Below are 12,236 nucleotides of genomic sequence, written 5' to 3' on the forward strand. Positions count from 1 at the left end.
GCGCAGTTCCTCGTCCGTGGGGTCGTCCGAGGCGTCGGCGGCGACATCTTCATCGACTTGGGCCCCGGCGGCGTGCCCGGGTCCGGCCGACCGGTCGCTGCCGTCGATCAGCACGGGCTCGACGAGGGTCGCCGCCGACACGGGGGCAGCGAGGGCCGCGGTCTGCTCCGCGGGCGCCTCGAGCCGCTGGGTGATCTCCTCGACGGTGAGCGGGCCGAGCAGCCGCAGCAGGTCCGCGACCCCCTCCAGACCGCGCGCCAGGCGGTCGGGTTTGAGCCGCTGGAGTTCCAGCTCCGTCTCGGCGATCACCCGGGCGTCGAGCAGTTCGCGCAGTTCGGCGCGCCCGAGCAGCTCGTTGAGGAGCGTGGGGTCCAGCGACAGTGCGGCGGCACGGCGTTCGGCGAGCGGGGAATCCCCCTCGTAGAGGAAGGACGCCACGTAGCCGAACAGCATGGACCGCGCGAAGGGGGAGGGCTGCTGCGTGGTCACCTCCACGATGCGCAGCTCCCGGCGTTCCAGGGACGCGGCGAGGTCCTTCAGGGCCGGGAGGTCGTAGACGTCCTGGAGCACCTCGCGCACGGTCTCGAGGATGATCGGGAAGGTGGGGTACCTCTTGGCGACGTCGAGCAGTTGCGCGGAGCGCTGGCGCTGCTGCCACAGCGGTGAGCGCTTGCCCGGGTTCTGGCGCGGCAGCAGGAGCGCGCGGGCCGCGCACTCCCGGAAGCGGGAGGCGAAGAGCGCGGACCCGCCCACCTCGGCGGTGACGATTCCGTCGAGCTCCTCGGCGTCGAACAGGAACAGGTCCGCGCCGGGCGGCTCGTCGTCCATGAGGGGCACGCGCAGCACGATGCCGTCGTCGGAGGCCATGGCGGAACCGTCCATGCCGTAGCGCTGCTCCAGCCGGGCGCCCACGGCGAGGGCCCAGGGTGCGTGCACGGGCATGCCGAAGGGGCTGTGCAGCACCACGCGCCAGTCGCCGAGCTCGTCGTGGAAGCGTTCCACCACCAGGGTGCGGTCGCTCGGGACCACCTCGGTGGCCTCGCGCTGCTCCGTCAGGTAGGTGATGAGGTTGCCCGACGCCCACGCGTCCAGGCCGATCCTCGCGCAGCGCTCCTGCGCCTGCTCGGGCGTGCCACCGGACATCTCCCGGTTGAAGGCACCCAGCGCGCGGCCCAGTTCCACGGGCCGGCCGAGGGAGTCACCCTTCCAGAACGGCAGCTTGCCGGGTTGGCCGAAGGCGGGGGAGACCAGCACGCGGTCGTGCGTGATCTCCTCGATCCGCCAGCTCGTGGCACCGAGCGCGAAGACGTCGCCCACGCGCGATTCGTAGACCATCTCCTCGTCGAGCTCGCCCACCCGGCGTCCGCCGGCCCTCGCGCCCTCGCCCTCGGAGCCCACGAGGAACACCCCGAAGAGCCCGCGGTCCGGGATGGTGCCGCCGGAGGTGACGGCGAGGCGCTGCGCCCCGGGCCTGCCCGTGATGGTGCCCTCCACGCGGTCCCAGACGATGCGCGGGCGCAGCTCGGCGAACTCGTCCGAGGGGTAGAGGCCCGCCAGGAGGTCGAGCGTGGCGTCGAACGCGGACCGCGGCAGGGTGGCGAACGGTGCGGAGGCACGGACGACGTCGAACCACTCCTCGACGTCGATGGTGCCGAGCGCAGCGGCCGCCACGGTCTGCTGCGCCAGGATGTCCAGCGGGTTGGTGGGGATGTAGAGGGGCTCGATCCGCCCTGCGAGCATGCGCTCCACCGTGACGGTGGTGTTGACCAGGTCCCCGCGGTGCTTGGGGAACAGGACGCCCTGGGACACCTCACCCACCTGGTGCCCGGCGCGGCCCACGCGCTGCAGGCCGCTGGCCACGGAGTGCGGGGACTCCACCTGCACCACGAGGTCCACGGCGCCCATGTCGATCCCGAGTTCCAGGGAACTGGTGGCCACCACGCAGCGCAGGCGCCCCGACTTGAGATCGTCCTCGATCAGCGCGCGCTGGTCCTTGGACACCGATCCGTGGTGCGCCCGGGCCAGCAGCGCCTCGGCGCCATTACTCTGACCCGCTTGCGCCATCACCTGCGCGGGGGTGGCGGTGGTATGGGCGTAGGACGGCGTGCTCGCGCCGGGTTCGACGGCGTCCGGCACACCGCCCGCGGCCCAGACGGCGTCGCGCTCCAGGCGTTCGGCGTGGATCTCGTTGAGCCGTGCCGTGAGACGTTCGGCCAGTCTGCGTGAGTTGGCGAACACGATCGTGGAGCGGTTGGCCTCGATGAGGTCCACGATCTTCTCCTCCACATGCGGCCAGATGCTCGCCTGCGGGACGGCGTCGCCGTCGTCGTCGGTGTTGGCGGCGGCCCCGCCGAGCTCCGTCATGTCCTCCACGGGCACGGTGACGGTGAGGTCCCACTGCTTCTCGGACGGGGGCGCCACGATCTCCACCGGGGCGTTGCCGGAGAGGAACCGCGCCACGGTCTCCTTCGGCTCCACCGTGGCGGAGAGGCCGATCCGCTGCACGGGCTTCTCCAGCAGGGCGTCGAGCCGGGCCAGGGACACCGCGAGGTGGGCGCCGCGCTTGGTCCCGGCGACGGCGTGCACCTCGTCGAGGATCACGGTGTCCACGTCCAGCAGCGTCTCGCGTGCCTTGGAGGTGAGCATGAGGAACAGGGACTCGGGCGTGGTGATGAGGATGTCCGGCGGCCGGGTGAGCATGGCGCGGCGCTCGGCCTGCGGGGTGTCGCCCGAACGGACTCCCACGGTGATGCTGGGCGCCGGCAGACCCAGGCGCTTGGCGGTCTGGGTGATGCCGATCAGCGGTGCGCGCAGATTCCGCTCCACGTCCACGCCGAGCGCCTTCAGCGGGGAGATGTAGAGCACGCGGGTGCTGCGCTTCGGCTTCTTCGCGGCGGTCTTCCGCCCCTTCGCCGGTGTCTCGGGCTCCGGTTCCGCGTCCCCGGCGCCCTCTCCCGAGGCGATCAGCCGGTCCAGGGCCCACAGGAACGCCGCGAGGGTCTTGCCCGATCCCGTGGGGGCCACCACGAGCGCGTTCGATCCCACCGAGATGGCCGACCACGCCCCCTCCTGCGCGGGCGTGGGCTCGGCGAAGGCGCCCGCGAACCATTCGGAGGTCGCGGGGGTAAACCGGGTCAGCACCTGCGTCACCGTTTCATCATGCCCCAGCACACCGACAGTCGCCGCCCGGCTGGACAGGCAGTGGACATGGACGACGACGGCGGGCATCCCGCCCGCTGCCCGCCGTCGTCGTTCCGGCCGGCGCCCCGGTGCAGCACCGGACCATCCGCCGACCTCCCGCTCAGTAGGCGGGCTGCAGGGGCCCCACGTGCATCAGGACGATCGAGTCCGCCGAGCAGGCCGGCAGTTCCTGCGGCAGGACGATCGAGTCCGTGGCCCCCGGGGGGTAGACGCGAAGACCGGCAGCGGGCGCCAGGTCGCACTGCTCACCGTAGTTCTGGGCGTTCGTCTGCTGCAGGACGGCGGACACCGAGGAACCCGGATCCACGCTCAGGGGAACGACGGCGGAGTCCTCGCGCGCCGCCGGCGCCCCGATCTGCGCACCGGCCGCATCCACGAAGGAGACGCCCGGGTACCCCTCCACGGTGCAGGTCTGCTCCGAGGTGTTGGTCAGCCGGAGTGTCCGGTAGACGCTGCCTGCTGCACCGCCACCGAGCTGGTCCTGCACCGAACCGCTCAACTGGGCCGCGGTACAGGTCCCGGGTGCCGGAGGAGGGGAAGGGGCGGGCGCCATGGGCGGCGCAGAGGTGAGGGTCGGAACCGGCATCGGGGACTCGGTGGGTGCCGCCGACGGCTCCTCGGTAGGAGCCTCCGATGGTTCTCGTGAGGGAGTTCCCGCTGCCGGGACCGGCGGCGAGGGAGTCACTGATGCACTCGGCGCGGGCCCCGCGGGGGGCGGTTGTGATGCTGCGTTCTCGGGGGCGGTCGCAGCGGCGTCGACCTCCGCGGCGGGTGCTGTGCAGCCACTCAGTGCCATGAGTGCTCCTGCAGCCGCAGCGGCCGTGATCCAACGCTTGCTCCCCAGCAATGTAGTCATGAGCACAGGATAGGTCCGCTTCCCGGCATGTCCAGGAGGTGCCGGGCGGCGTGCCGGGATCGTTACGCGGCGGTGGTCTACTCGTGATGGTAGGAGCGCCCGCCGGCGATCTCCTGGGCCCGGTAGACCTGCTCCGCGAGGATGAGCCGGACCAGCTGGTGGGGGAACACCAGGGGGGAGAGCGACCACACGAAGTCCGCCCGCTCATGTACCCGCCGGTCCACGCCGTAGGCACCCCCGATGATCACCGTGACGCTGCGCGAGGTCTCCAGGGGTGCGAGCAACCGGCGGGAGAGGCCGGGGGAGTCGATCGCCTTGCCGCGCTCGTCGAGCAGCACCACGAAGTCCTCGCCCAGCTTGGTGAGCAGCCGCTCCGACTCCTCGGCCCGGGCGGCGTCGTCCTGCCGTGCGGAGTGGTTGATCAGCTGCCAGGAGAGGTCGAAGGGCTTCTTCAGGCGCTTCGCGTAGCGCTCGATCCCCTCGCTCACCCAGGACTCGTGCTTGCGGCCCACTGCGAGTACCCGGATCGACATGTCCCCAGACTAGCGGCGGGTCCAGGGTGGTCGGGTGGAGCCCCGCCACGATCGGGCAGCGGTGCCGGTGCATCGGCACCGCTGCCGGTGACACAACCGACGTCGCCGACAGTAGCCTTGCAGGACACGCATCCGCACTCCACAGAGGGAATCACCATGAGCCACCAGCCGTCCGGAGAGCAGGGGAACCAGCCCCCGCGTGACCACTCGACCCCGGTGCCTCCGCCGTACCAGCAGGAGCGCTACCCGGCCGGCCCGCAGGCAGAGTACGGATACCCGCAGAGCTACGGTTCCCCCTACTCCGACCACCGGCCCTACGCCGGAACGGGTCGGGTCTCACCCAAGCCCTTCATCGTCACCTGGATCCTCGCACTGCTCCTCGGTGGCCTCGGCGTGGATCGCTTCTACCTCGGCAAGATCGGCACGGGCGTGTTGAAGCTCATCACCCTCGGCGGGTTGGGCATCTGGGCCCTGATCGACCTGATCATCACTCTCACCGGTGATCGCAAGGACAAGAACGGACTGCCGATCAACGACACCTACGCCAGGCACAAGACGATGGCCATCATCGTCAGCATCGTCGTCACCCTCGTCCTGGCAGGGAGCAACCTGGCCCTGTAGGAAACTGCGGGGCGGTCCACCCGCACCCTCTAGGGTGTCAGGTGGACGAAAGGAGCACGACATGAAGAAGATCCTCATGGTACTGACCAGCGTTTCCGAGATCGGTGACACCGGGGAGAAGACGGGGTACAACGTGGCCGAGGCCGCACATCCCTGGAAGGTCTTCAAGGATTCAGGGCACTTCGTCGATTTCACCTCCATCCAGGGCGGGCAGCCCCCGCAGGACGAGGTGGACACGACGGATCCCGTGCAGGTCGCCTTCACGGAGGACGAGACCACGCGGGCCGGACTCTACAACACCGCCCGGGTGGACGTCGTCGACCCCGCGCAGTACGACGCCGTCTACCTCGTGGGTGGGCACGGTACGATGTGGGACTTCCCGGACAGCGAGGGTCTGCGGAAGCTCGTGGCGAGCGTCTACGACGCCGGTGGTCTGGTCGGTGCGGTCTGCCACGGTCCGGCCGGTCTGCTGAACGTGGAACTGGAGAACGGATTCCGCCTCGTCGAGGGCCGCAAGGTGGCGGCCTTCACCAACGACGAGGAGGTGGCCGCGGGCAAGGACACGGTGATCCCGTTCTTCCTGGCGGACCGGCTCGAGGAGCAGGGTGCCACCCATGTCTCCGCCGGCACCTTCGAGGAGAAGGTGGTGGTGGACGAGCGGTTGGTGACCGGTCAGAACCCGGCTTCAGCGGCCGGTGTGGCCAAGGAGATGGAGAAGCTCTTCGCCGAGCTCATCCACCAGGAGAAGGCCCAGGAGCAGCACGAAGCGAAGACGCTGCGGGCCGAGAAGGATGCCCAGAAGGCCTCCGCGGAAGCGGAGCAGAAGGACTGACGGCACCCCTCCGACGGACGCAGCCGGTGCAGGAGCGCCTGAACCCGGATGCGAAAGAACCCCTCCCCCCTTCGCGAGGAAGGGGGGAGGGGTTCCTGGGCTGGCGGTGACGGTGGGATTTGAACCCACGTTGGCTTTTACACCAAACAACATTTCGAGTGTTGCACCTTCGGCCGCTCGGACACGTCACCAACGCCGCTACTGTACCGGGTGGGAAGCCCGGTTCCCAAAACGGTTGGCAGCGGCTGCCGGCCGGGGGAGCTAGGGCAGGTCGACGACGTCGTTCTTGCCCGAGCTCGGCTTGCTGCCGGTCACGAGACCCTTGACCATCTGGACGGCGGAGACCACGCGGGGCGCGTCCATGTACCAGTACTCGGCGGTGTCCGCGTCCACGTGGATGAGCGCGACGGCGGGGTCGTCCCGGCCGTCCTCGAACCACGCCGAGACGGCGGGACTCCACAGCTCGTCGATCTTCGCCTGGTCCTTGGTCAGGGTGGCCGTCCCGGCGATCGAGATGTAGCCCTTGCCCGTGTTCGCGGTGACGTTGACCTGCGGGTTGGCGCGGATCTCGTCGGCCTTGGGGGAGGGGTCCTCGGTGAAGAACCAGAGGTCGCCGTCGAAGTCCTTGGCCTGCAGCGCCAACGGCCGGCTCACCAGCTTGCCGTCCAGGCCCACCGTGGTGAGGTTCGCGATGTCGGCCTTGCCGAGGATCTCCTGTACTGCCTTCATGCCGTCCTGCTCGTCTGCCACGTCTGCTCCTTCGTGAGTTCTCACTGCGTATTACTAAGCCTACGCAGTATTCCCGGTCTCCGCCCGTCTCGCGGCGAAGAAGTCCCTGAGCAGCACGGCGCACTCCTCCTCGCGGACCCCCGGGAACACCTCGGTCCAGTGGTTCAGCCGCGGTTCTCGCAGCACGTCGAACACGGACCCGGACGCCCCCGCCTTCTCGTCCCATGCACCGAACACCACGCGGGGGATCCGCGCCAGCACGGACGCCCCGGCGCACATGGCGCACGGCTCGAGTGTCACCACCAGGGTGCAGTCGGCCAGCCGCCACGAACCGAGGTGCGCGGCGGCGGCGCGGATCGCCTGGACCTCGGCATGCGCCGTCGGGTCCCCGAACTCCTCGCGCTGGTTCCAGCCGGTGCCGATCACCTCGCCGTCGCCTCCGACGACGACGGCGCCGATCGGCACATCCGCACTGGCCGTGGTACTCACGGCCGCGGCCAGGGCCAGTCCCATCCATTCCCGGTGCTCCGGATGCAGAGCTGCGGCGAAGGGGGTCATGGGCCCAATGGTACTTTTGAGGCATGCGCGTACTGGTAGTCGACCACCCCCTGGTAGCCCACAAACTCACGGTTCTCCGGGACAAGGAGACGTCGTCGCCGGTGTTCCGCCTCCTCACCGAGGAGCTCGTCACCCTCCTGGCCTACGAGGCCACCCGAGAGGTGCGCGTGGAGCCGGTCTCCATCGAGACGCCGGTCACCAGTACGGAGGGCACGGGCCTCGTGAAGCCCACCCCCCTGGTGGTCCCGATCCTGCGGGCGGGTCTCGGGATGCTCGAGGGCATGACGCGCCTGGTGCCGACGGCGGAGGTCGGCTTCCTGGGGATGGCGCGCAACGAGGAGACGCTGGAGGCCATCACCTACGCCGAGCGGTTGCCGGACGATCTCACCGGCCGCCAGGTGTTCGTCCTGGATCCCATGCTCGCCACGGGCGGGACGCTGCGCGAGGCCATCAAGTTCCTGTTCGCCCGCGGCGCGGCGGACATCACCTGCATCTGCCTGCTCGCCGCCCCCGAGGGTCTCGCGACGCTCCAGGAGGAACTCCAGGACAGCAACGTGACCATCGTGCTCGCATCGATCGACGAGAGACTGAACGAGAAGTCGTACATCGTGCCCGGGCTCGGTGACGCAGGGGACCGCCTGTACGGCGTCGTCGGCTAGCCTCCCCGGGACCTCGCCGTACCAATCACCACGCGGTGTGGGACAGGACTTGTGCTGTCATGTTCGCCGAAGGCTTGCGCGGACTCCGGCGAGGCTATCCAATGGGGCGATGACGAACGCCACCAGCACGGCCGGCTCCGGTGCCGAGAGCAAGCTGAAGCGGGACATCGGCGCCCCTCTCCTGTTCGCCTTCATCGTCGGCGACACCCTCGGTGCGGGTATCTACACGCTCGTGGGCAGCATGGCCGCCGACGTGGGAGGTGCCATCTGGCTGCCGCTGCTGATCGCGCTGCTCGTCGCGCTCCTCACGGCCGGGACGTACGCCGAACTCATCACCAAGTACCCGCACGCCGGTGGTGCGGCACGCTACGCCGAGCGGGCGTTCAACGTGCCGTATCTCTCCTTCCTGGTCGGCTTCCTCATGATGGCCTCCGGAATCACCACCGCTGCCGCCCTCGCCAACGCCTTCGCGGGTGACTACCTGACCGCGCTCATCGATGTGCCGGCGGCTCCTGCTGCGATCGTCTTCATCATCCTGCTCACCCTCATCAATCTGCGCGGGGTGAAGGAGTCCCTCACCGCCAACCTCGTCGCCTCGATGATCGAGGTGACGGGCCTCGTCCTCGTGATCGTCCTCGCCGCCATCGTGTTCGGCAGCGGTGACGGCGAGCCGTCGAGGCTGCTCGAGTTCGCCCCGGACGTGCCTCCGCTGCAGGGGGCGTTCGCCGCCTCGGTGATCGCCTTCTTCTCGTTCCTCGGGTTCGAAGCGGCCGCCAACATGGCCGAGGAGGTGAAGAACCCGTCGAAGGCGTACCCGCGCGCCCTGTTCGGCGCCATCGGGACGGCGGCGGTGGTCTATCTCCTCATCGCGATCGGAGCGGTGATCGTCCTGCCGCCGACCGAGCTCGCGGTGTCCACCGCCCCGCTGCTCGACGTCGTGACGGCCAGCGGTATCGCGGTGCCGCCCTGGTTATTCGGTGCGATCGCACTCGTCGCCATCGCCAACGGTGCGCTGCTGTTCATGGTGATGGCGAGCCGCGTGGGCTACGGCCTCGCGGAGGCGGGCCTGCTGCCCCGCGCCTTCGGCACCTGCCTCCCGAAGCGACGCACGCCCTGGGTGTCGATCGTGGTGGTGGCCGGTCTGACGATCGCCCTGACACTGCTCGGGAACGTCTCGACGCTGGCCGAGACCACGGTGCTCCTGCTCCTGCTGGTCTTCGTGTCGGCCAACGTCAGCGTCCTGGTCCTCAAGAAGGACACGGTGGATCACTCCCACTTCTCCGTGCCGCGCATCGTGCCGGTACTCGCCATCATCGCGAGCATCACGCTCCTGACGCAGCAGACCGGCATCGTATGGCTCGGCGCCCTCGCCTACGTCGTGATCGGTTCCCTCCTGTTCCTGCTGGCGCGGGCAGGGCGCAGGCGTGAGGAACGGGTGTCCGCGTAGCGCAAGCACCTCCTGCATGACCACATGCTGGACATTCGGGCATTGTTACTTGCGCGTCCGCAAATGTTACATGCGATAATTCGAGCGTGAACACCAACTCATCCGCATCTGCAGCCGCAGTTCCCTCCTCGGACGTCCTGTCCGGAGCGGATACCGGTTGTTATCGAATGCACGCGTAACGGTCACACCCAGACCTGCAACGCATCTTCCGCCCGACGGTGGGCATCCACTCATCAAGGCCGGCACACCCAGCATTCGAGCCGTGATGACGGCACACTCCACGAGGTTGTTCTCATGTCAGTAAATCCCGGGTACGTCCACATCTCCCTCCGCTCCCCCCGGAACCGTGCTGCCCATCAGGGCCTCGGCTCCGCGGCCGCCGTAGCGCCGGCACCCCTCCACCGCTCCCGGCTGCAGGCAGTGCCCGGCGCGGATGCACCCCACCCGATGAGCGCGCCGATCCCGGTGATCACCCCGAACGGTGTGCCCGGGCCGCAGGCCGTCTCCGGGGACACCGCAGCACGCGGCTTCGTGCTCTACGTGGCGATCGACGAAGCCACTGCAGCGGCCGCCGGTACCACCCTGTCCAAGCTCGCCCAGGACGTCCGCGCCCACGTGCACACCCTGGTCCCCACCGCGGACAGCCACGCCGCCGTCGCCCTCGCGCCGGCCGACGCGCCGGGCTCGGACATCGACGTGGTCCGCGCCGCGCTCGGCGATCCCACGGTCAACCGGCGCCCCCGGCCCGAGGCCGCCCAGGCGCCTGTCCAGCCGGCGCGCCCCACCGGCGTGCTGATCGACCTCTCCCGCCGGGAGGTCCACCTCGACGGCGACACCCTGAACCTCACGTTCAAGGAGTTCGAGCTCCTCAACTACCTGGTGGAGAACGCGAGCCGCACGGTGGGTCGTGACGAGCTGCTCTGCGGCCTGTGGCGCAACGCGGACGAGGTGCCGAACGAGCGCACCATCGACGTGCACATCCGCCGTCTGCGCTCCAAGCTGGGACGCCTCGCGAACACCGTGCGGACCGTGCGCGGCCAGGGCTACCGGTTCTACGACCACCCCGAAGTGGTGGTCTGGGCGGCACCCGAGTACTCCATCTGACGTCGGGGACCACGGGCGAGGAGGTCATAGACTTCGGAGCATGGTCTCCTCCCACCTCAAGAAACTCATGATCCTCCGGCACGCCGACGCCGAGTTCAGGGAGGGTGTGGCCGACCACGAGCGCTCGCTGAGCACCAGGGGCCACGCCGACGCGCCGCTGGTGGGGCGCTGGATGCTCGAGCACGACGCCGTCCCCGACTTCATCCTGGTCTCCACGGCCCTCCGGACCCGGCAGACGTGCACCTGGGTGTGCAAGGAACTCGGCGACAAGGCACCCACCCCGAAGCTCGAGGACGATCTCTACGCGGCCCGCCCCGCCGAGATGCTCAGCCTGATCAACCACGTGCCTGCGACGGTCACCAGTCTCCTGGTGATCGCGCACAACCCGGGCGTCCAGGAGCTCGCGATGAGACTCGCCTCCGTGCGTTCCAGCGAGCGCGCCGTCATGGACCTCGCCACGGACTACCCCTCGGCGGGGCTGACGGTGATGACGTACGACGGCGGGTGGGGCGAGCTCGACGGGCGGGACGCCGACGTCACCGACTTCGTGGTGCGCCGGGCCCCCGTCCTCCGCTGATCCGCCGGGTGGCGGCCCGCCTCCTGCCGGTCCTACATCCCGTACTGCTCGAGCAGCCGCAGCCAGACCTCGCTGACCGTCGGGTACGCCGGGACCGCGTGCCACAGGCGGTCCAGGGGTACCTCGCCCACGATCGCGATGGTGGCGGAGTGCAGCATCTCCGAGACCTCCGGACCGGCGAAGGTGACACCCACCAGGACCTTGCGGTCCTCGTCCACCACCATCTGCGCCCAGCCCCTGTAGCTGTCCGAGTGGAGTGCTGAGCCGCCCACGGCGATCTCCAGGGACGTCTCCGAGGCATTGACGCCGTCCTTCCGAGCCTGCTCCAGCGTTCGGCCCACCATCGCGATCTCGGGATCGGTGAAGACCACCTGCGGTACGGCGCCCCGATCCGCCGTCGAGGTGTAGGGGCTCCAGTCGGTAGCGGTGTCGCCGAGCTCCCCGTGCGCGCGGGCCGCGATGGCGTCGGCCGTCATCCGCGCCTCGTACTTGCCCTGATGGGTCAGCTGCACCTTCCCGGCCACGTCCCCCACCGCGTACAGCCAGCCGCCCGCATCCGGGACACGGCCGGTGTCGTCGCTCGTCAGCTCCTTCGGGTCGAGATCGAGGGCCTCCAGGCCCAGGCCCGTGGTGTGCGGGTGGCGGCCCGTGGAGACGAGCAGCTTCCGGGCGCGGACGGGCTGGTCCGATCCGACGTCGAGCACGAAGTCCTCACCCTCCTTCTGCACCGACTCCGTGTTGGTGTCCGTCAGCACCGTCACGCCCTCGCTCCGCAGGGCCTCCAGCACGAGGTCGGATGCCTCCTGCGGGAAGTTCGCGAGGATGCCGCTGCGGGCGATGATCGTCACCTCCGCGCCGAGGCGGGCATAGGCCTGGGCGAGCTCGACGCCGGCCACGCCGGCACCGAGGACCGCGAGGCTGGGCGGGACCTCCTTGGCGGAGGTGGCGTCGCGGGTGGTCCAGTAATCGAGGTCCGCGAGACCGTCGATCGGCGGGATGGTCGGGGTGGACCCCGTGGCCAGGACCACCGCCTGCTCCGCCCGGTAGCGGGACGGCCCGCCGTCGTCGTGCGTGATGGTCACCTCGCGCTCGCCCGACAGGGTGGCCCGCCCGCGTTCC

General features: G+C 69.7%; 12 protein-coding genes and 1 tRNA gene. 6 read left to right on the forward strand and 7 right to left on the reverse strand.

What is annotated here, in order from left to right; translation table 11 throughout:
* From AC792_RS12760 to AC792_RS12770, 3 genes are all read right to left on the reverse strand, one after another.
* Window positions 1-3,150 (reverse strand): DEAD/DEAH box helicase (locus AC792_RS12760; RefSeq protein WP_152916214.1); only part of this gene is annotated, 3,150 nt, incomplete at its 3' end.
* A 151-nt stretch (window positions 3,151-3,301) separates the two neighbouring features.
* Window positions 3,302-4,057, reverse strand: coding sequence for a DUF4232 domain-containing protein (locus tag AC792_RS18060; protein ID WP_326948226.1), 756 nt, complete (start codon window positions 4,055-4,057; stop codon window positions 3,302-3,304).
* Window positions 4,058-4,134: 77 nt separating this feature from the next.
* Window positions 4,135-4,590 carry a 23S rRNA (pseudouridine(1915)-N(3))-methyltransferase RlmH gene (locus AC792_RS12770; protein WP_049830888.1) on the reverse strand — a complete coding sequence of 152 codons (456 nt, stop codon included), beginning with the start codon at window positions 4,588-4,590 and terminating at the stop codon, window positions 4,135-4,137.
* 156 nt (window positions 4,591-4,746) lie between these two features.
* Between AC792_RS12770 and AC792_RS16565 the strand changes: the two genes are divergently transcribed.
* A complete protein-coding gene (locus AC792_RS16565; protein ID WP_082177730.1) occupies window positions 4,747-5,211 on the forward strand; it encodes a TM2 domain-containing protein in 465 nt (154 codons plus the stop codon).
* A gap of 61 nt (window positions 5,212-5,272) precedes the next feature.
* Entirely contained in the window at window positions 5,273-6,043 is a 771-nt protein-coding gene (locus AC792_RS12780) for a type 1 glutamine amidotransferase domain-containing protein (protein ID WP_049830889.1), read from the forward strand.
* A gap of 101 nt (window positions 6,044-6,144) precedes the next feature.
* On the opposite strand, the gene AC792_RS12785 is transcribed toward AC792_RS12780, so the two are convergent.
* The 3 genes from AC792_RS12785 to tadA form a co-directional block, all read right to left on the reverse strand.
* Window positions 6,145-6,234 (reverse strand) — tRNA-Ser (locus tag AC792_RS12785).
* 70 nt (window positions 6,235-6,304) lie between these two features.
* Window positions 6,305-6,793, reverse strand: a complete 489-nt coding sequence (locus tag AC792_RS12790) for a pyridoxamine 5'-phosphate oxidase family protein (RefSeq protein WP_152916218.1) — start codon at window positions 6,791-6,793, stop codon at window positions 6,305-6,307.
* A gap of 39 nt (window positions 6,794-6,832) precedes the next feature.
* The gene (gene tadA / locus AC792_RS12795; RefSeq protein ID WP_049830890.1) at window positions 6,833-7,330 is read right to left on the reverse strand and encodes a tRNA adenosine(34) deaminase TadA; all 498 of its coding nucleotides are present in this window, start codon (window positions 7,328-7,330) and stop codon (window positions 6,833-6,835) included.
* A gap of 23 nt (window positions 7,331-7,353) precedes the next feature.
* On the opposite strand from tadA, the gene upp reads away from it, so the two are divergent.
* The 4 genes from upp to AC792_RS12815 all read left to right on the forward strand — a co-directional run bounded on the left by upp (window position 7,354) and on the right by AC792_RS12815 (window position 11,117).
* Window positions 7,354-7,989 carry a uracil phosphoribosyltransferase gene (upp, locus tag AC792_RS12800; protein ID WP_049830891.1) on the forward strand — a complete coding sequence of 212 codons (636 nt, stop codon included), beginning with the start codon at window positions 7,354-7,356 and terminating at the stop codon, window positions 7,987-7,989.
* Window positions 7,990-8,098: 109 nt separating this feature from the next.
* Window positions 8,099-9,436 carry an APC family permease gene (locus AC792_RS12805; RefSeq protein ID WP_049830892.1) on the forward strand — a complete coding sequence of 446 codons (1,338 nt, stop codon included), beginning with the start codon at window positions 8,099-8,101 and terminating at the stop codon, window positions 9,434-9,436.
* 294 nt (window positions 9,437-9,730) lie between these two features.
* Window positions 9,731-10,540 (forward strand): winged helix-turn-helix domain-containing protein, encoded by an 810-nt coding sequence (locus AC792_RS12810; RefSeq protein WP_049830893.1) that lies wholly within the window; start codon window positions 9,731-9,733, stop codon window positions 10,538-10,540.
* Window positions 10,541-10,580: 40 nt separating this feature from the next.
* A complete protein-coding gene (locus tag AC792_RS12815) occupies window positions 10,581-11,117 on the forward strand; it encodes a SixA phosphatase family protein (RefSeq protein ID WP_049830894.1) in 537 nt (178 codons plus the stop codon).
* Between the two features lie 32 nt (window positions 11,118-11,149).
* Here the strand turns inward: AC792_RS12815 and AC792_RS12820 are convergent.
* On the reverse strand, window positions 11,150-12,236 hold a 1,087-nt coding region (locus AC792_RS12820; RefSeq protein WP_049830895.1), incomplete at its 5' end, for a dihydrolipoyl dehydrogenase family protein.

The sequence above is a fragment of the Arthrobacter sp. RIT-PI-e genome, from assembly GCF_001187915.1.
In the GTDB taxonomy this organism is placed as follows: domain Bacteria; phylum Actinomycetota; class Actinomycetes; order Actinomycetales; family Micrococcaceae; genus Arthrobacter_D.

Excerpts from the sequence above, each read along its gene's own strand:
- AC792_RS12805 (WP_049830892.1), top strand. The coding sequence starts at position 8,099 with ATGACGAACGCCACCAGCACGGCCGGCTCCGGTGCCGAGAGCAAGCTG.
- AC792_RS12780 (WP_049830889.1), top strand. The coding sequence starts at position 5,273 with ATGAAGAAGATCCTCATGGTACTGACCAGCGTTTCCGAGATCGGTGAC.
- AC792_RS12810 (WP_049830893.1), top strand. The coding sequence starts at position 9,731 with ATGTCAGTAAATCCCGGGTACGTCCACATCTCCCTCCGCTCCCCCCGG.
- tadA (WP_049830890.1), bottom strand. The coding sequence starts at position 7,330 with ATGACCCCCTTCGCCGCAGCTCTGCATCCGGAGCACCGGGAATGGATG.
- AC792_RS18060 (WP_326948226.1), bottom strand. The coding sequence starts at position 4,057 with ATGACTACATTGCTGGGGAGCAAGCGTTGGATCACGGCCGCTGCGGCT.
- AC792_RS16565 (WP_082177730.1), top strand. The coding sequence starts at position 4,747 with ATGAGCCACCAGCCGTCCGGAGAGCAGGGGAACCAGCCCCCGCGTGAC.
- upp (WP_049830891.1), top strand. The coding sequence starts at position 7,354 with ATGCGCGTACTGGTAGTCGACCACCCCCTGGTAGCCCACAAACTCACG.
- AC792_RS12770 (WP_049830888.1), bottom strand. The coding sequence starts at position 4,590 with ATGTCGATCCGGGTACTCGCAGTGGGCCGCAAGCACGAGTCCTGGGTG.
- AC792_RS12815 (WP_049830894.1), top strand. The coding sequence starts at position 10,581 with ATGGTCTCCTCCCACCTCAAGAAACTCATGATCCTCCGGCACGCCGAC.